Source organism: Nakamurella lactea DSM 19367, assembly GCF_000426645.1.
GTDB lineage: Bacteria > Actinomycetota > Actinomycetes > Mycobacteriales > Nakamurellaceae > Nakamurella > Nakamurella lactea.
Window position 1 is genome coordinate 311,355 of record NZ_AUFT01000001.1, and the last position, 16,485, is coordinate 327,839.

The window sequence follows — 16,485 nt, forward strand, 5'->3', positions numbered from 1 at the left end:
ATCCCTTCGGCCACGATCACGGTTCGACCACAGAGCTTTCGACAGAACTTCAACGGAGAGCTTTCCACCATCCACGGCGTTCCACCATCGTCGACGGCAGTCACCGGGCGACGGGCCGGAACACCCGGGATTCTGGATGCTCCGGCACCGCCGTCTGGCGATTAGTTCGGCCAGGCCGCATCGATCTGGGCCAGGGTCGTCTCATCGTCCTGGTCGCTGGCGATCCATGCGGTCAGCTGCTGCCATTCCGCTCCGGCGCCGACGGCGGCCGGCATCAGATCGGACGCGTCGAACCGCGACACCGACTTCGGATCCTGCAGGATCGTCACGCACAGCTTGTTGATGGCGCCGTCCACGTTGTCGATCTGCAGACCCTTGTTCGCCGAGATCCGCGACGGGATGGCCTTCGACTGATTGTTCGCCCAGTGAGCGGTGGACAGGTAGAACTGCGCTGCCTGCACCTCGGGACGATCGGAGAAGGCCGCGGTGAACTCGCCGCCGACCTCGACCGGCTTGCCGAACTGAGTGCCCATCTCCGGCTCGTAGAAGGCGAAGATGTCGCCGTTCTCCGAGATGTCGGTGCCCTTGTCCCAGTTGGAGGCGTAGAAGTTCGCCATCTGCATCATGTAGCACTGGCCGGCCTGGATGGGCTTGCCCGCAGTGGCGAAGTCGGTGGTGGCGATGGAGCTGACGTCACCGATGCCGGCGTTCACGTACTTGTCGTTCTTCAGGATGCTGCCGACGGTCTTGAGTGCATCGGCGATCTGCGGATCGGAGAACTTGACCTTGCCCTCGATCCACTGGTCGTAGACGTCCGGACCTGCCTGCCGCAGCACGACCTCCTCCAGCCAGTCGGTGGCCGGCCAGCCGGTGGCGTTCCCGGACTCGATGCCGGCGCACCACGGCTTGATGCCATCAGCATCGGCCGCGATCTTGTCCGACAGCGCGATCAGGTCGTCCCAGGTGGTGGGAACGGTGTAGCCCTTGGCCTTGAACATCTTCGGCGAGTACCAGACCAGCGACTTGACGTTCGCGCCGAGCGGGGCGGCGTAGAACTTGCCGTCGATCGTGCCGTACTTCTTCCAGCCCTCGTCCCAGTACTTGGTGACGTTGTCCTGCACCTGCTGCGGCGCGGCAACGACCTTGCCGGTCGCGACCAGGGTGGCCAGCAGACCCGGCTGCGGCACGAACGCGAGATCGGACGGGTTGCCCGACTTCGCCTTCACCACGACCTGCTGCTCGAAGTTCTTGTCGCCGGTCACGTTGAGGGTGGCACCGGTGCAGTCCTTGAAGTCCGTCCAGGACTTCTTCAGACCCTCCAACTCGGCGCCGACGATCGAGGTGTAGATGCTGACCGTCTTGCCGGTGATGTTCGGCCAGTCCTTCTTGATGGTGTCGCACCAGGTGTCGTCGTCACCCTCGACCGCTGCTCCGGCGCCACTGGTCGTCTCCGAGCCGGTCGCACCGGAGGTCTCCGAGCCGGGCGCTTCGGCACTGGATTCTGCAGGGCTGGATTCCGCGCTGGATTCAGCAGCGGACGTTTCGCCGCCGGTGGCAGCCGCGCTCGTCGTGGCAGCGGTCGTGCCACCACCGCCGGCGTCGTTACTGCTTCCACAGGCACTCAGCACGAGCGCGGCGGCCGCCGTTGCGGCGACCAGTCCTAATGCACGTCGATGTCGCATCATGGGTGGTGGGCCTCCTGAGCCATTCCGGGTCTGTGAACCACTTCACAGCGGACGATGTCCAACGAAAACGTTTTCGGTCCCGATTTGCAAGCCCTCGAGGCCCGTTGGATGTAACGATTCAGTAACCCGGCAGCCGTTCGGCCCCAGTAACCGATTTCTCGATCACCGAGGGTGAGTTGTTCGAGCCTTCGAAGCACCCTGAAGTGCACCGCCGGACCTGCGCCGGGACCCGGCCGGTGCCACCCCGGCCGCCGGATAGGCTCGGCGACATGTCCGTCCGAAAAGTTGCTCTGCTCACCGCGGGTGGTTTCGCCCCGTGTCTGTCGTCCGCCGTCGGCGGCCTGATCGAGCGATACACCGAGCTCGCCCCCGAGATCGAGATCATCGCCTATCGGCACGGCTACCAGGGACTGCTGGCCGGCGACAGCATCGCCGTCACCGAGCAGATCCGGGCCAGGGCCGGAATTCTGCACCGGTTCGGTGGCTCGCCGATCGGGAACTCCAGGGTCAAGCTGACCAACGTCGACGATCTGGTGAGGCGGGGCCTGGTGCAACCGGGCGACGACCCACTCAAGGTGGCGGCCGAACGGTTGACCGCCGACGGCGTCGACGTGCTGCACACGATCGGCGGTGACGACACCAACACCACCGCCGCGGACCTGGCCAGGTTCTTGGCGGGCAACGGATACGACCTGACGGTGGTCGGCCTGCCGAAGACCATCGACAACGACGTGGTGCCGATCCGGCAGTCGCTGGGCGCCTGGACGGCCGCAGAACAGGGCGCCCGGTTTGCCGCGAACATCGTCGGCGAACACAATTCCGGTGCCCGGATGCTGATCGTGCACGAGGTGATGGGCCGGCACTGCGGCTGGCTGACGGCGGCTACCGCAGCCGAGTACCGCAGGTGGCTGGATCGCCAGGAGTGGGTGCCGGAGATCGGGTTGAGCAGGGCGGCCTGGGATGTGCATGCCGTCTATCTGCCGGAGGCCGCCTTCGACGTGCGGGCCGAGGCGGCCCGGCTCAAGTCGGTGATGGACACCGTCGGCAACGTGACCATCTTCGTTTCGGAGGGCGCCGGGGTCGACACCATCGTGGCCGAGCTGGAGGCCTCCGGCGTGCAGGTGCCGAGGGACCCGTTCGGTCACGTCCGGCTGGACGAGGTGAACCCCGGCGCCTGGTTCGCCAAGCAGTTCGCCGAGCTGCTCGACGCCGAGAAGGTGATGGTGCAGAAGTCCGGCTACTTCTCCCGTTCGGCGGCAGCGAATGCCGACGACCTGCGGCTGATCAAGTCGATGACGGACCTGGCCGTCGACAGCGCGCTGCGCGGTGAGTCGGGGGTGATCGGGCACGACGAGGAGAACGGGGACAGGTTGCGGCCCATCGAGTTCGACCGGATCGCCGGTGGCAAGCCGTTCGACATCGGCACCGGGTGGTTCACCGACCTGCTGGCCGATATCGGCCAGCCCGCGGCGCACCCGGCGCCGGCGCACTGAGCAGATGACGGGATCGGACGGCACCGGCCGGGGCAGTGTCCCCCGCCGTCGGCGCTCGGCGAGCCGCCCGGCCGGACCGCCGGCGGCACCGCCGGTAGCCGAGCCGAACGCGGACGCCGCACCGGCGCCGGCGGACAACCCGGCGGTGGTGCCGCCAACCAGGCGGCAGCGGCGGCGACGGGCCGATCCGCGACCGGCGGCCGCCGAGCCGCGCGCCGGCTCCGAACCGGATGCCGGCCAGGATCGCGGCGCCGACCAACCGCGGCCGAACGCCGCCGAAGGCCGCCGCGACGAACGTGAACCACGCCGCGGCGGGGACCGGGGCCTGCGCGGACTGGAAACCGTGCGCTCCAGCCAGCTGTCGCCGGTGGACGCGATGCGTGCCCGTGAGTACGCCACCCCGACCGCTGAGGATCTGGCGGCCGCCGAGCGCGAGGTGGTGCTGGTGCGGCGGAACTACGTGCCGCCGGCACCGCTGCAGACGACGAAACGGCGCGGGCGGCGCCGCGACGATCCGGCGGATCGCTGATCGCGGCAGTTCGTCAGCCCTGGGTGACGTCAGCCCGCGGCAGGTCAGTTCGGGAGCACCGGCGGGGCCGGATCGGCCTCGTAGGCGGTCAGCATCCCGATCCGGCGGATGTGCCTGGCGCCCTGTGAGAACGGGGTCTGCAGGAAGGTGATGACGAACCCGGTGGCGATGTCCTGGTCGTGCATCCTGGCGCCGACCGCGATCACGTTGGCATCGTTGTGCTCACGGGCCAGCTGTGCGGTTTCGGTCGACCAGGCGAGCGCGGCCCGCACCCCGGCGACCTTGTTGGCGGCGATCTGCTCACCGTTGCCACTGCCACCGATCACCACCCCGAGACTGCCGGCATCGGCCACCACCCGGCGCCCGGTCTCCAGGCAGAACGGCGGATAGTCGTCCCGGTCGTCGTAGACGTGGGCGCCGACGTCGACCACGTCGTGGCCGAGGTCGGCGAGCTGCTGGAGCAGGTGTGCCTTGAGTTCGAAACCGGCATGATCGGAGCCGAGGTAGACGCGCATCCGGTCAGTCTGCCCTGCGGGTTACGGAACGACCAGTACGGGCCACTTGTTGGCCGCCACCATCGCCCTGGACACCGAGCCCGAGGCGATCCGGTGGACCAACTCGGCAAAACCGGTGTGCCGCTTGCCGACCACCACCAGCGCCGCGTCCCGATCCTGGGCGATCCTGGTCAGCTCGGCGGCCGCGTCACCGACCGTCGTCACCAGTTCCCAGTCAGCCCCGACCAGATCGGGCGAGGCCTGCAGCGCGGCCACCAGCTCGTCCTCCACCTCGTCCTGGATCCGCTCCCCGACCACTGTCTCCTCCGGCACCGGGACGTAGCCCTCGATCACCGGCATGGTCCGTCGACGGACGTGCACCAGCAGCAGCGGTCGTTCCAGCGCGAGCGACATGAACACAGCGGCTCGCAGCGCGCGCCCACAGGTGGTCGCCTCGTCGACGCCGACCACCACCGGACCACTGCGCAGATCCGGCGGGACGGGGAGCCCGTGCGAGTTCTTCGGCCGGTCCGGCGTCGGCTCGACCGGCGGTTCGCTCGATGCCATGAGTGACCTCCTCGCGGTGGTGGTTACTGCGAGGGTGACACACCGGCCCGCTCAGGCCAACTGGGAGTGGCTCCCGCCGTGTCGTCGGCGCTCTCCCCGAGGTCGGCTCAGTCGAACTGCGGGTCCTCTGTCCTGGTCCTCTTCAATTCGAAGAAGTACGGGAAGGACGCCAGGGTGACGGTCGCGTCCCACAGCTTGCCGGCCTCCTCGCCGCGTGGAATCCGGGTGAGCACCGGGCCGAAGAACGCCGAGCCGCCGACGTGAATGGTCGGCGTGCCGACCTCGTCGCCCACCGGGTCCATCCCGCGGTGGTGGCTGGCCTTGAGCGCCTCGTCGTACTCGGTGGAGGTGGCCGCCTGCGCCAGTTCGGCGGGCAATCCGACCTCGGCCAGCGCCTGCTCGATCACCTGGGCGTAGTCCTTGTTGCCCTCCTGGTGGATCCGGGTGCCCATCGCGGTGTACAGCGGCAGCAGCACCTGGTCTCCGTGCGCCTGTGCGGCGGCGATCAGCACCCGCACCGGGCCCCAGCCACGGCCGAGCAGATCCTGATAGGCCTCGGACAGCCCGGGCCGGCCGTCGTTGAGCACCGACAGGCTCATCACCTGGAATCGGACGTCGATCTCACGCACCTTCGCCACCTCGAGGATCCAGCGGGAGGTGACCCAGGCGAAGGGGCAGATCGGATCGAAGTAGAAATCGACGGCACCGGTGGCGGTGTCACTCCCGGTGCCGTCGTCAGCCTTGTCGTTGCCCAGGTCCTGCTCGATCGTGGTGCTCGTCATTCCGGTCGTTCCTTTCAGTTTTCCGACGTACTTCCCATCCAGGGCAACAGCCCGGCCGGATAGGTTGTTCCCGGAGGCGCGGCGCACGTTCGGCGCTGCATTCCCGGACGTCCGGTGCGATCCGCCGGGCGCCACACCGACGAGAGGACTTCTATGACCCAGCCGCCGAACCTCACGCGTGAGCAGGCCACGCGCCGTGCGGCCACCATCTCGGTGAACAGCTACCAGATCGCGCTGGACCTCACCGACGGCGCCGGCGGCGCCGGGGAGAAGACCTTCTCCACGACCAGCACGGTCGCCTTCGCGGCCGAACCACAGTCGTCGACGTTCATCGACTTCGTGGGTGACGGGATCGCATCGGCGACCCTGAACGGGCGGTCGCTGGACATCTCGGGCTGGACCACCGATGGCGGTCTGGCACTGACCGATCTGGCGGCCGAGAACGAGCTGGTGGTCAAGGCGGTCGGGCTGTACACCAACACCGGCGAGGGGCTGCACCGGTTCGTCGATCCGGTGGACAACGAGGTGTATCTGTACTCGCAGTTCGAGACGGCCGACGCGAAGCGGATGTACGCCTGCTTCGACCAGCCGGATCTGAAGGCCACCTTCAGCGTCCAGGTGCTGGCGCCGAAGCACTGGCAGGTGGTGACCAACGGCGCCACGGAATCGGTGGAGGACGCCGAGTCCGGGGCCTCATTGCACCATTTCGTCACCACCGAGCCGATGAGCACCTACGTGACGGCACTGGTCGCCGGGCCGTACCACGTGGTTCGCCAGAACCACGACGGGATCGACCTCGGCCTGTACTGCCGGACCAGCCTGGCGCAGCACCTGGATGTCGACCGGTTGTTCACCGAGACGGCACAGGGCTTCGACTTCTTCCACGCAGCCTTCGGAGTGCGGTACCCGTTCGGCAAGTACGACCAGCTCTTCGTCCCCGAGTTCAACGCCGGAGCGATGGAGAACGCCGGGGCGGTGACCTTCCGCGAGGAGTACGTCTTCCGGTCCAAGGTGACCCGCTACGCCTACGAGCGGCGCTGCGAGACGATCCTGCACGAGATGGCGCACATGTGGTTCGGCGACCTGGTCACCATGCGCTGGTGGGACGACCTGTGGCTGAACGAGTCGTTCGCCACCTGGGCGTCGGTGGTGGCGCAGAACGCCGCGACCGAGTACACCTCGGCCTGGACGACCTTCGCCAACGTGGAGAAGTCGTGGGCGTACGTGCAGGACCAACTGCCCTCCACCCATCCGATCGCCGCCGACATGGTCGATCTCGAGGCGGTCGAGGTCAACTTCGACGGGATCACCTATGCCAAGGGCGCTTCGGTGCTCAAGCAACTGGCCGCCTATGTCGGCTATGACGAGTTCCTGGCCGGGCTCCGGTCGTATTTCGCCGCCCACGCGTTCTCCAATGCCACCCTGGCCGATCTGTTGTCGGCGCTGGAGCAGACCTCCGGCCGCGACCTGTCCTCGTGGTCGGACGCCTGGCTCACCACCACCGGATTGAACACCCTGTCCGCCGAGTTCGAGGTGGACTCCGACGGTCGGTTCACCTCCTTCGCCGTACGGCAGACCGGCGCCGCCCCGGGCGCCGGAGAGCTCCGCCCGCACCGGTTGGCGGTCGGCGTGTACGCCGACTCCGGTGACGGAAAGCTGGTGCGCAGCAAGCGGGTCGAGCTCGACGTGGTCGGCGGGCTGACGCCGGTTCCCGAACTGGTCGGCGAGCAGCGTGGCGAGCTGGTGCTGGTGAACGACGACGACCTGACCTACTGCAAGTTGCGGCTGGATCCGGAGTCGTTGGCCACCGCGGTGCAGCGGATCGGCGACATCGCCGAGTCACTCCCCCGCACGCTGGTCTGGTCGGCGGTCTGGGAAATGACCCGGGACGCGCTGCTGCGCGCCCGAGACTTCGTCGCGCTCGCCCTGCGCGGGCTGGGCTCGGAAACCGAAATCGGTGTGGTGCAAAGAGTTCTGTCGCAGGTCGGCTCGGCGTTGGGCAGCTACTCCGATCCGCAGTGGGCCGATACGACCGGGTATCCGGCGTTCGCCGATGCGGTGATCGACCTGGCGCGCGGCGCCGAGCCGGGCAGCGACCTCCAGCTGGCAGCGGTGTCGATGCTGGCCGGGACCAAGTTGTCGGACAAGCAACTCAACGTGCTCGCCGGTTGGCGGGACGGGTCCGCCCCGCTGGACGGCCTGGTGGTGGATTCCGATATGAGCTGGACCCTGCTCGGTGCGCTGGTTGCCCACAGCCGGGCGGGCAAGGCTCAGATCGAGACCGCAAAGGCGGTGGATCCCACCGCTTCCGGCGAGCGTCGGGCGATCGGCGTGACGGCCATGCTGCCGGACGGCAAGGCGCAGATCTGGGACCGGTTGATGCACGACGACGGCATGGCGAATGCGTTGCAGGACGCCGCGATCGGCGGCTTCGTACATCCCGCGCAGCGCACGTTGCTGACACCGTTCGTCGACCCCTACTTCGCCGAGATCGCCGAGGTCTGGGAGCGTCGGTCCAGTGAGGTGGCGCAGAAGGTCGCGGTGGGCCTGTTCCCCCGCTGGGCCATCGATCAGGCCACCGTCGACGAGTCGCTGACCTGGGAGTCGGGCGAGCACCCGTCGGCACTCAAACGGCTGGTGTCCGAGGGACGCTCGTCGATGGAACGGGCTCTGGCGGCCAGGGAGAAGGACCGGCAACAGATCTGACGGTGTCCACGCCGATCAAGGTCCGTCCGCGCTGATCAAGGGCTGCCGCGGCGACCGTGGGTGCGCGGCGGGTCGTACCCACCGTCCGGCGGGACCATCTCGGCCCGTACACCGAGCAGTCGAACGGGCCGGTCGTCGGCGAGTTCGCCGAACAGGTCCTGCGCGGTGCCGGCGATGACGGCGGGGTCGAAGGTGGGCTCGGGCAGCTTGCGGACCCGGGTGACGGTGAAGAACGGCGCGAATCGCACCTTGAGGTGCACCCGGGCGCAGGCCCTGTCCTCTGCGCGGATGTCGGTGACCACCTGGTCGGACAGCTCGCGCAGTGCCGCGATCACCTCTTCGGGGGTGACGAGATTGTGCTGGTAAGTGGTTTCCCGCCCGTGCGCCCTGGCGATCCACGGGGTGTCGTCGACAACGGCGCTGCTCTCCCCCCGGCCCAGCCGGCCGATGTGCGGGCCGGTGTTCGGCCCGAACTCGGTGATCAGCGGGTCGTCGGGGGACGCGGCCAGTTCCCGCACGGTGCGGATCCCCAGGCCGGCCAGGCGCTCGGCGATCCGCTTGCCGACACCCCACAGCGCACCGGTCGGTCGGTCGCCCATCACCTCCATCCAGTTGTCCCTGGTGAGCCGGAAGACTCCTTGCGGCTTACCGAATTCGGTGGCGATCTTGGCCCGCACCTTGGTGTCGCCGATGCCAACCGAGCAGTGCAGCCCGGTCGCGGCCAGCACGGCCGCCTGTAGTGCCCTGGCGATGGACTCGGGTGCATCGTCAGCCCCGTCGGTGGCCTCGGTGCCGTCGGTAGCCTCGGTGCCGTCGGTGGCCTCGGTGGCCTCGGTGCTCACCCCGACGAACGCCTCGTCCCAGCCGAGCAGTTCGACCACTGTGCCGGGAAACGCACGCAGCGTCGACATCACCTGCTCCGAGGCGGCCTCGTACACCGGGAAGTCAACCGGGAGGAACACCGCGTCCGGGCATTTGCGGACGGCGATCTTGAGCGGCATCCCTGACCGGATACCGAATTCGCGGGCCTCGTAGGAGGCGGTGGACACCACCGCCCGTTCCGACGGATCGCCGCGCCCGCCGACCACCACCGGCCGACCGGCCAACTCCGGCCGGCGCAGGATCTCCACCGCCGCCAGGAACTGGTCCATGTCGACGTGCAACACCCAGCCGGTCATCGCTTCATTCTGCGGAGTACGCGCAGAACCCGCCAGCTCGGAGCCTTCCGCCCCGCCCGTCAGCCCCCGCCGTTCCCGAAGCCGCCGACTCGGAAGGTTTCTCCCCACCCGGCCTCACTCCGGCGGGAATCCGTACATCAGGATCGGCGGCGTCGCGCCGGCGCGCAGCAGCTCGAACACTCTCAACTCATGCGGGACAACAGGTTCCGGTAGCGCATCCAGGGCGAACCAGCCGAGGTCGGCGCACTTGTCGGGCTCGACGATGCGCGGCGTTCCCTGCCACGTTGTCGCGATGAAGAAGTAGTCGACCCGTTCGTCGATCGAGTTGCCGTTACCGCCTGTGCGGTGCATCGCCGTGAGCGGGGTGAGTCCGACCTGGCCGACGCCGAGTTCCTCCGCCGCCTCCCGACGGGCGGCCGCGAAGGCCGATTCACCGTCCTCGACGTGCCCGGCGGCCGCGGTTGCCCAGTACCCATCCAGGTATCCGGTTCCGGCCCGCAGTTGGAGCAGCACCTCGGTCGAGGATCCTCCGTCCCGGAGAAAGATGACATACGCAGCTGGGACAACCCGGAATCGGTCCGCGGACGGTGGCATCCGCCCACGGTAGCTCAGTCGCTGTCGTCGACAGCGCCGTGCGGGCTGGCTCGAAAGTACCTGCGCCAGACATTCTTCGGCTCCGGCATCGGCATCCCGACGGACCGGGCAGCGTCGCACACCCGTCGCAGGATGTCGGCCGGATCGGCGAAGAAGTCCTGGCCGATCACCACCACCAGCCGCCAACTCCTGCCATCCAGGTATTCGCGCCGCCGCACGTCGCGCCTCCACTGGTCGGGACTCTCTGCGTGATGTCGGCCGTCGTACTCGACACCGAGCCGGTGCTCGACATACGCCAGGTCGAGTCGGCAGACCAGCGTGCCGTCCGGCGCGCACAGACGATGGTTGACGGTCGGCTCCGGCAGACCGGCCAGCACGATCAACAGCCGTAGCCGGGTCTCCATCGGCGATTCGACGTCGGCGCGGACCATCCGCGCCGCCTGTCGGGCGCGCGCCGCAGCGCTCCCACGCCATTCCTCGGTGGCGGTGCGAAGTTCGGCCAGCGTCGTCGACTCCGCCTGCACCAACGAATCCCCGAAGATCACCAGATCGACGAGGTCGAGCAGCGGCGCGAGATCGAGAAATGTCTGAGCTCCGGTGGTCATCGGCAAGCCCCCGACCATCCTGGCCCGAATCGGCCGAACGGTTCGGTGCGCGACGACACCCGAGCGCTGGGTCCTCCGGGAGCCCGGCGTGGTGACGTGGATGTCCGGATGTTGCGGCACGACCCACCGAGCAACCTGGCGGCGGTGAAGTGGCTGAGGACGGTGCGCTCGCCGGTCGCCATCAGCACGGCTCTGGCCCGCTCTCGCAGCGTGATGCCGGCCGCATTCGTGGTGTAGACGCCACGAGTCAGCCGACCGTCAGCGAGGCCGGCGAGTTGGCGTTTCGAGATACCGCGTGCCGCTGCCTGGGTCGTGCGGAACAGTCGGCCGCGATCGTCCTTGGTGGTCACGTATCCAGCCTGCGCGATCCGGCAGCTCGGCTGCGAGTTATCCACAATGGGCGCGCGAACCCTCCGACTCGGAAGGTTTCCGCTCAACCGAGAGGCATCGCCGTTCCCGAAGTTGCCGAGTCGGAGAGTTGTTCCCCGCCACCATTTTCGGGGCATGTGGACAACCGCGGCCGAGTGTCGGTGCTCGTGCTCACCATGGGGGCACCAACCCGACCAAGGAGGAAACCATGCTCACCACATCCATCGACCCCGGCCTCGCCCCGGATCTGGCCGGCAGTCTCACCACGGACCGGCCCCGTTGCGAATGTCAGCACAACGACCCAGGGAGGATCGGGCGATGTCCCGAACGAGCCGGCGTCCGGGTCACGCTCGTCTGCGCTGTGGATGGTTGCAGCGACGCCGCCGGCGTCTACCTGCTGTGCCGTCCGTGTCTGAGCTCGTGGCAACGCAACGCCGGCGCCAAAGGGCTGAAGGTCCGCGTCCGTGCCTTGTGACCGGCCGGGCGGCGGCCCAGGACGGTCGAGCGCAGGCAGTTACCAGTTGGCGCGTTCGGGCAGCGTCCCCGCCTGGTCGGCGAGAGTGCGGACGCCGTTCACCAGGCCGCCGAGCAAGTCGCCGTCGGAGCAGGAGGCAATGGTCGAAAGCACGGCCAGCCGGGCACTGCGGTCGGAGATCCGGCGGCCGGATTCGGCCCCGGTCACCACCTCGACCACCTTCTGGCCCGGCGAGACCGCGAGCAGCACCGAGACGGTCGCCTCCGGGCCCAGTCCGGCCAGCAGCCCCTCGGACGTGGTCCGGGTGTCCGGACCCAGATCGCCCAGGTACACAGAGAAGCGCAGACCGGTGGCGCGTTCGGCGGCCGCAATCACCTCGTCCAGCGTGTTCCGCTCGGCCGTCGAGAACGGCGAACCCAGGTCACCCTGCGGGCCGACCGGCGGCGGCGACCACCTGACGGCGCGGCCAGGCTCGGGACTGGTCAGCTCACCATGCGCCATGTGCGCCTCCTCGTCCGGTCGGGGCAACGGTGTCGGCCGGCACCGTCACCGGGGTGTCACCAGCCCACCACTGCGGAGCGAATTCCCAGGTCTCACCGATCCGTCGCCGCGCCTTTTCCCTGGCCCGGCCGGGCAGCATGGTGCAGGCCGCGATGAACCCGTAGATCAGGGCCGGGATACCGACGAAGACCGCGATGATTTGCAGGGTGTTCACAGTTGTCCACGGTATCCGACAACTGCCGGGCGGGCCCCGCCGGGCACGCCCGAATTGCCGATCGACCAACCGCGGTCTGCGCAGTCGTCACGGATCCTGCGACCCGATCAGGCTGCGCCGACCAACCAAGGGCTCCAGGCCGGGTCGGTATCGTCCGTCAGCCACACCCGGCCACCGCCGGCCCTGGCCGGCGGACCCGGCGCGAACGGCAGCGACCAGCCCAGCTCGCCGAGCAGGCGGTCGGCCTTGCGCGTGTTGCACCGAGAGCAACACGCCACGCAGTTCTCCCAGGAGTGCAGGCCGCCCCGGCTGCGCGGCTGGACGTGGTCGATGGTGTCGGCGCGGTTGCCGCAGTAGGCGCAGGTCCTTCGGTCCCGGCGCAGGATGCCGGCCCTGGTGATCGAGGTGGCCGGCTGGTACGGCACTCGGACGTACCGGTTGAGCCGCACCACCGCCGGAATGGTGATCACCAAGGTCGGGGAATGCACCTGCGGATGGCCATCGCGTTCGGCGACGCATTCGGCCTTGCCGGCCAGCAGCAGCACCAGCGCCCGCCGACCGGTGACCACGGCGAGCGGCTCGTGAGTGGCATTGAGCAGCAGCACCCGCAAGCCGACACCGTGAGAGACCGGGGAGGATTCGACAGCGACGTCAAACATCGACGACCCGATGAGCGGATCGTCGACCAACGTCATTCCCGCGGGGGTCCCCGCGGCAGCGGCAGCGTGCGCCGCCCTGGGTTGTCGTACCTTCGACCGCGCTCGACTCATCGGCTCGTCCTCGTTCGGCTCGCCGGCGACCGCCCACCCGACAGGCATCCTGTGAGCGGCACCGTGATCAACGGATGCTCGCTCAGTCAACCGTGTCATGGCCGATCCGGCCAGGTGATTTGTCGTACGTGTCGTGGAAATATCACCTGACGGACGGGTGAACAATCGCCCGGACGGACCTCTTCGCTACCGTGGTCGATGATCCGGAGCCGCCGGACCTCGCCCTCCGGAAGGATCGCCGTGACATCCCTGGCACCAGCCTGCGCCGCCGACATCGGCAGCTGGTGCGAGCGGATCTGGTCGGGTACCGGCATGGGGTGGCTCGCCGAAAACGTCGACGGGATCGTCCGGCACGGCCTGCGGATCCTGCTGATCATCGTCATCGCGCTGGTCATCCGGTTCCTGCTGCACCGGGTGATCGGCCGGCTGACGAAGGTCGCTCACGGCTCGCTCCCCTCGGCGCTGCGGCCACTGCAGGAGCGGGCGGACAACCTGCTGCTGGGGCCGGCCGGGACGGCCCGGCGCACCCAGCGCGCCCAGTCGCTCGGTTCGCTACTCAAGTCGGTGACCTCGTTCTTCGTCTTCACCGTCGCACTGATCCTGATCCTCGCCGAGATCGGCATCAACATCGGCCCGCTGTTGGCCAGCGCCGGTATCGCCGGCATCGCCATCGGTTTCGGGGCCCAGAACCTGATCAAGGACTTCCTGTCCGGCATCTTCATGCTGCTGGAGGACCAGTACGGCGTGGGCGACGTCGTCGATCTCCAGCTGGCGACCGGCACCGTGATTGCTGTCACCCTGCGCACCACCACCATCCGCAGCGCGGACGGCGCCATCTGGTACGTCCGCAACGGCGAAGTGCTCAGGGTCGGAAACTCCAGCCAGGGCGAATCCGTGGTGACCATCGATCTGCCGCTGAGCTATCGGGCGGATACTGCGAAGGCCGGCAAGGTCGCGCTGGCGACGGCGACCTCGGTGGCCGAGTCCGAGGAGTTCGCCGAACAGATGGTCAGCATGCCGGAGATGCAGGGCGTGGTGTCGATGGCCAGCGACGCGGTGACCATCCGGTTGGTCGCCACGGTGCGGGCCGGGCAGCAGTGGGCGTTCGGCCGGGCCGTCCGCAGCTCGGTGGCGGAGGCCTTCGCCGCATCGGGCATTCCGTCACCGGCGTCGGATCTGCGACGCTGGGATTCCACCGACACGACCGGAGACGCGACATGACCGCAGGCGAGCCGCTGCCGCTGCACGGCACGCAGGTTCCAGATGAGCAGCCGGCGACCTTCTACGACGAGGTCGGCGGGCACCCGGTGTTCGAGGCGTTGATCCATCGCTTCTATCAGTTGGTGGCCGTCGACCCGATCCTGCGGCCGTTGTACCCCGAGGAGGACCTGGGACCGGCCGAGGTCCGGTTCCGGATGTTCCTGGAGCAGTACTGGGGCGGCCCACGCACCTACTCCCAGCAGCGCGGGCACCCACGGCTGCGGATGCGGCACGCGCCGTTCGTGATCGGCATCCGGGAGCGTGACGCCTGGCTGACCGCCATGCGCACGGCCATCGACGAGGCTCCGTTGACGCCCGAGCAGGACGCGCGGTTGTGGGACTACTTGACGATGGCTGCCGACAGCATGATCAACTCGGCGAACTGACCCGCCCGAACCGCAGCACCGGCTCCGGTCGACTCGCTGCGCCGACCGGCCTTGACACGTCCGCCCCGTTCGGGCTGGCAGGATGACAAAGCGTGACAGACGCATACCCCATCCAGGCCCAGAGCCCGGCGGATTCGCCCGCATGGTGGACAACGGCGGTTGGCTACCAGGTCTACCTCCGGTCGTTCGCCGATTCGAACGGTGACGGCAACGGAGACCTGCCGGGCATCACCGAACATCTCGGATATCTCGAACTGCTGGGCATCGACGTGGTGTGGATCAACCCGTTCTATCCCTCACCGATGGCCGACGCCGGCTACGACGTCGCCGATCCACGCGGCGTCGATCCACTGTTCGGCACCCTCGACGACGCCGACGCCCTGATCGCCGACGCCCACCATCGCGGGATGAAGGTGGTGGTCGACCTGGTGCCGAATCACACCTCCGACCAGCGGGACTGGTTCGTCGCGGCGCTGGCCGCCAGCCCCGGGTCGGTCGAGCGGGCGCGTTACCACTTCCGTGACGGCAGCGGCGACGGCGGCAGCCGGCCGCCGAACAACTGGGCCAGCGTCTTCGGCGGGCCGGCCTGGACCAGAGTCGCCGACGGCCAGTGGTACCTGCATCTGTTCGCGCCCGAGCAACCGGATCTGAACTGGGACAACTCAGATGTCCTCGCCGACCTGGAGCGGACGCTGCGGTTCTGGCTCGATCGCGGCGTCGACGGATTCCGGATCGACGTCGCCCACGGGATGGCCAAGCCCGACGGACTGCCGGACGCGCCCGCGGGGTCGGTAGCGGCCTCGCTCGCCCCGAGCCTGCCGGAAGTCGCCATGTCCGGGGCCGACGGGTCGGTCATCGGCGGGCAGGGGTCTGACGGACCAGGGGCGGACGCGGCGGCCGGCGGTGTGGTGCCGGCGGCCGGCGGTGTGGTGCCGGCGGCCGGCGGTGTGGTGCCGGCGGCCGGCGGCCAGGACGACCCTCGGTTCGACGACGACGGCGTGCACGCCATCCATCGAATGATCCGCAAGGTGGTCGACGAGTACCCCGGCGCAACCACCCTCGGAGAGGTGTGGGTGTCCGACCCCGAACGGTTCGCCCGGTACTTGCGTTCGGACGAACTGCACCAGGCATTCGAGTTCGGGGTCCTGGAGGCACCGTTCCGGGCCGTCGCCCTGCAACAGGCGATCGATTCGGCGGTCAACGCCGCCTACTCGGTCGGTTCCAACCCGGTCTGGACCCTGTCGAACCATGACGTCCCGCGCTCGGTGACGCGCTACGGGGGCGGCCAGGTCGGTGTCGCGCGCGCCCGCGCGATGCTGCTGGTGGAGCTGGCGCTGCCGGGGGCCGTCTACCTGTACCAGGGTGAGGAACTCACGTTGCCGAGCGTTGAGGTGCCCGACGAGAGGCTGCAGGACCCGACCTGGGAGCGCAGCGGCCACACCGAACGCGGGCGAGACTCCAGTCGGTTGCCGATGCCGTGGGAGGGCGACGTGCCCCCGTTCGGCTTCAGCACCGCGGAGCACACCTGGCTGCCCTCACCCGCGGAATACGCGCCGCTGACGGTGGAGAAGGAGCTCGACGACCCCGCCTCGTCGATCAACCTGACCAGAGCGGCAATCGAGCTCCGATCGACACATCCCGCGTTCGGTGGCACCGAGATCTCCTGGTACGGGGCACCGACGGACTGCTTCGCCTTCCGCCGCGACGGCGGAGGGTTGGTCTGCGCGCTGAACGCCGGCAGCACGCCAATCACCCTGCCGCCCGGTCAGGTGCTGCTCACCTCGGCGCCGTTGATCGACGGCGAGCTTCCGGCGAACGCGGCGGCGTGGCTGGTGCCATAACCGTCAGAACGTCCGTGCCGTCAGAACGTCAGTGCC

General features: G+C 68.7%; 17 protein-coding genes. 7 read left to right on the forward strand and 10 right to left on the reverse strand.

What is annotated here, in order from left to right; genetic code table 11:
• Window positions 1-161: 161 nt before the first annotated feature.
• Entirely contained in the window at window positions 162-1,685 is a 1,524-nt protein-coding gene (locus K340_RS0101615) for an ABC transporter substrate-binding protein (RefSeq protein WP_154674014.1), read from the reverse strand.
• A gap of 269 nt (window positions 1,686-1,954) precedes the next feature.
• On the opposite strand from K340_RS0101615, the gene K340_RS0101620 reads away from it, so the two are divergent.
• Both K340_RS0101620 and K340_RS35620 read left to right on the forward strand, forming a co-directional pair.
• Complete coding sequence (locus K340_RS0101620) at window positions 1,955-3,178, forward strand: pyrophosphate--fructose-6-phosphate 1-phosphotransferase (protein ID WP_029135420.1); 1,224 nt, start codon at window positions 1,955-1,957, stop codon at window positions 3,176-3,178.
• 4 nt (window positions 3,179-3,182) lie between these two features.
• A complete protein-coding gene (locus tag K340_RS35620; protein WP_051264775.1) occupies window positions 3,183-3,707 on the forward strand; it encodes a hypothetical protein in 525 nt (174 codons plus the stop codon).
• A gap of 44 nt (window positions 3,708-3,751) precedes the next feature.
• On the opposite strand, the gene K340_RS0101630 is transcribed toward K340_RS35620, so the two are convergent.
• The 3 genes from K340_RS0101630 to K340_RS0101640 all read right to left on the reverse strand — a co-directional run bounded on the left by K340_RS0101630 (window position 3,752) and on the right by K340_RS0101640 (window position 5,550).
• Window positions 3,752-4,222, reverse strand: a complete 471-nt coding sequence (locus tag K340_RS0101630) for a ribose-5-phosphate isomerase (RefSeq protein ID WP_029135421.1) — start codon at window positions 4,220-4,222, stop codon at window positions 3,752-3,754.
• 21 nt (window positions 4,223-4,243) lie between these two features.
• Window positions 4,244-4,768: a universal stress protein gene (locus K340_RS0101635; RefSeq protein WP_029135422.1), complete on the reverse strand. Its 525-nt coding sequence runs from the start codon at window positions 4,766-4,768 to the stop codon at window positions 4,244-4,246.
• A 107-nt stretch (window positions 4,769-4,875) separates the two neighbouring features.
• A complete protein-coding gene (locus tag K340_RS0101640) occupies window positions 4,876-5,550 on the reverse strand; it encodes a mycothiol-dependent nitroreductase Rv2466c family protein (RefSeq protein WP_245599396.1) in 675 nt (224 codons plus the stop codon).
• Window positions 5,551-5,703: 153 nt separating this feature from the next.
• Between K340_RS0101640 and pepN the strand changes: the two genes are divergently transcribed.
• Entirely contained in the window at window positions 5,704-8,256 is a 2,553-nt protein-coding gene (pepN, locus tag K340_RS0101645; protein ID WP_029135424.1) for an aminopeptidase N, read from the forward strand.
• 35 nt (window positions 8,257-8,291) lie between these two features.
• Here the strand turns inward: pepN and K340_RS0101650 are convergent, their stop codons facing one another.
• The 3 genes from K340_RS0101650 to K340_RS26730 all read right to left on the reverse strand — a co-directional run bounded on the left by K340_RS0101650 (window position 8,292) and on the right by K340_RS26730 (window position 10,633).
• Window positions 8,292-9,434, reverse strand: coding sequence for a DNA polymerase IV (locus tag K340_RS0101650; RefSeq protein ID WP_029135425.1), 1,143 nt, complete (start codon window positions 9,432-9,434; stop codon window positions 8,292-8,294).
• A gap of 114 nt (window positions 9,435-9,548) precedes the next feature.
• Complete coding sequence (locus tag K340_RS0101655) at window positions 9,549-10,028, reverse strand: NUDIX domain-containing protein (RefSeq protein ID WP_029135426.1); 480 nt, start codon at window positions 10,026-10,028, stop codon at window positions 9,549-9,551.
• A gap of 14 nt (window positions 10,029-10,042) precedes the next feature.
• Window positions 10,043-10,633: a hypothetical protein gene (locus K340_RS26730; RefSeq protein ID WP_154674015.1), complete on the reverse strand. Its 591-nt coding sequence runs from the start codon at window positions 10,631-10,633 to the stop codon at window positions 10,043-10,045.
• 108 nt (window positions 10,634-10,741) lie between these two features.
• On the opposite strand from K340_RS26730, the gene K340_RS37205 reads away from it, so the two are divergent.
• Window positions 10,742-10,870, forward strand: coding sequence for a hypothetical protein (locus tag K340_RS37205; protein WP_281170677.1), 129 nt, complete (start codon window positions 10,742-10,744; stop codon window positions 10,868-10,870).
• Between the two features lie 646 nt (window positions 10,871-11,516).
• On the opposite strand, the gene K340_RS26735 is transcribed toward K340_RS37205, so the two are convergent.
• From K340_RS26735 to K340_RS0101675, 3 genes are all read right to left on the reverse strand, one after another.
• Entirely contained in the window at window positions 11,517-11,978 is a 462-nt protein-coding gene (locus K340_RS26735; RefSeq protein ID WP_037362193.1) for a DUF5130 family protein, read from the reverse strand.
• Window positions 11,965-12,192: an aa3-type cytochrome oxidase subunit CtaJ gene (gene ctaJ / locus K340_RS26740; protein ID WP_037362195.1), complete on the reverse strand. Its 228-nt coding sequence runs from the start codon at window positions 12,190-12,192 to the stop codon at window positions 11,965-11,967. The genes K340_RS26735 and ctaJ overlap by 14 nt, the downstream gene beginning before the upstream one ends.
• A 107-nt stretch (window positions 12,193-12,299) precedes the next feature.
• Window positions 12,300-12,851, reverse strand: coding sequence for an HNH endonuclease (locus K340_RS0101675; RefSeq protein ID WP_084613975.1), 552 nt, complete (start codon window positions 12,849-12,851; stop codon window positions 12,300-12,302).
• Between the two features lie 351 nt (window positions 12,852-13,202).
• Between K340_RS0101675 and K340_RS26745 the strand changes: the two genes are divergently transcribed.
• The 3 genes from K340_RS26745 to K340_RS0101690 all read left to right on the forward strand — a co-directional run bounded on the left by K340_RS26745 (window position 13,203) and on the right by K340_RS0101690 (window position 16,449).
• The gene (locus K340_RS26745) at window positions 13,203-14,183 is read left to right on the forward strand and encodes a mechanosensitive ion channel family protein (protein ID WP_051264932.1); all 981 of its coding nucleotides are present in this window, start codon (window positions 13,203-13,205) and stop codon (window positions 14,181-14,183) included.
• Entirely contained in the window at window positions 14,180-14,608 is a 429-nt protein-coding gene (locus K340_RS0101685) for a globin (RefSeq protein ID WP_037362198.1), read from the forward strand. Before K340_RS26745 ends, K340_RS0101685 begins: the two co-directional genes overlap by 4 nt.
• 92 nt (window positions 14,609-14,700) lie before the next feature.
• Entirely contained in the window at window positions 14,701-16,449 is a 1,749-nt protein-coding gene (locus tag K340_RS0101690; RefSeq protein WP_029135429.1) for a glycoside hydrolase family 13 protein, read from the forward strand.
• Window positions 16,450-16,485: the final 36 nt, after the last annotated feature.

What these genes read in the sequence shown, in the direction of transcription:
- K340_RS0101640 (WP_245599396.1), bottom strand. Translation starts at nt 5,550, where the DNA reads ATGACGAGCACCACGATCGAGCAGGACCTGGGCAACGACAAGGCTGAC.
- K340_RS0101685 (WP_037362198.1), top strand. Translation starts at nt 14,180, where the DNA reads ATGACCGCAGGCGAGCCGCTGCCGCTGCACGGCACGCAGGTTCCAGAT.
- K340_RS0101615 (WP_154674014.1), bottom strand. Translation starts at nt 1,685, where the DNA reads ATGATGCGACATCGACGTGCATTAGGACTGGTCGCCGCAACGGCGGCC.
- pepN (WP_029135424.1), top strand. Translation starts at nt 5,704, where the DNA reads ATGACCCAGCCGCCGAACCTCACGCGTGAGCAGGCCACGCGCCGTGCG.
- K340_RS0101630 (WP_029135421.1), bottom strand. Translation starts at nt 4,222, where the DNA reads ATGCGCGTCTACCTCGGCTCCGATCATGCCGGTTTCGAACTCAAGGCA.
- K340_RS26730 (WP_154674015.1), bottom strand. Translation starts at nt 10,633, where the DNA reads ATGACCACCGGAGCTCAGACATTTCTCGATCTCGCGCCGCTGCTCGAC.
- K340_RS26735 (WP_037362193.1), bottom strand. Translation starts at nt 11,978, where the DNA reads ATGGCGCATGGTGAGCTGACCAGTCCCGAGCCTGGCCGCGCCGTCAGG.
- K340_RS0101635 (WP_029135422.1), bottom strand. Translation starts at nt 4,768, where the DNA reads ATGGCATCGAGCGAACCGCCGGTCGAGCCGACGCCGGACCGGCCGAAG.
- K340_RS37205 (WP_281170677.1), top strand. Translation starts at nt 10,742, where the DNA reads ATGTTGCGGCACGACCCACCGAGCAACCTGGCGGCGGTGAAGTGGCTG.
- K340_RS0101650 (WP_029135425.1), bottom strand. Translation starts at nt 9,434, where the DNA reads ATGACCGGCTGGGTGTTGCACGTCGACATGGACCAGTTCCTGGCGGCG.
- K340_RS0101675 (WP_084613975.1), bottom strand. Translation starts at nt 12,851, where the DNA reads ATGTTTGACGTCGCTGTCGAATCCTCCCCGGTCTCTCACGGTGTCGGC.
- K340_RS35620 (WP_051264775.1), top strand. Translation starts at nt 3,183, where the DNA reads ATGACGGGATCGGACGGCACCGGCCGGGGCAGTGTCCCCCGCCGTCGG.
- K340_RS0101655 (WP_029135426.1), bottom strand. Translation starts at nt 10,028, where the DNA reads ATGCCACCGTCCGCGGACCGATTCCGGGTTGTCCCAGCTGCGTATGTC.
- K340_RS0101620 (WP_029135420.1), top strand. Translation starts at nt 1,955, where the DNA reads ATGTCCGTCCGAAAAGTTGCTCTGCTCACCGCGGGTGGTTTCGCCCCG.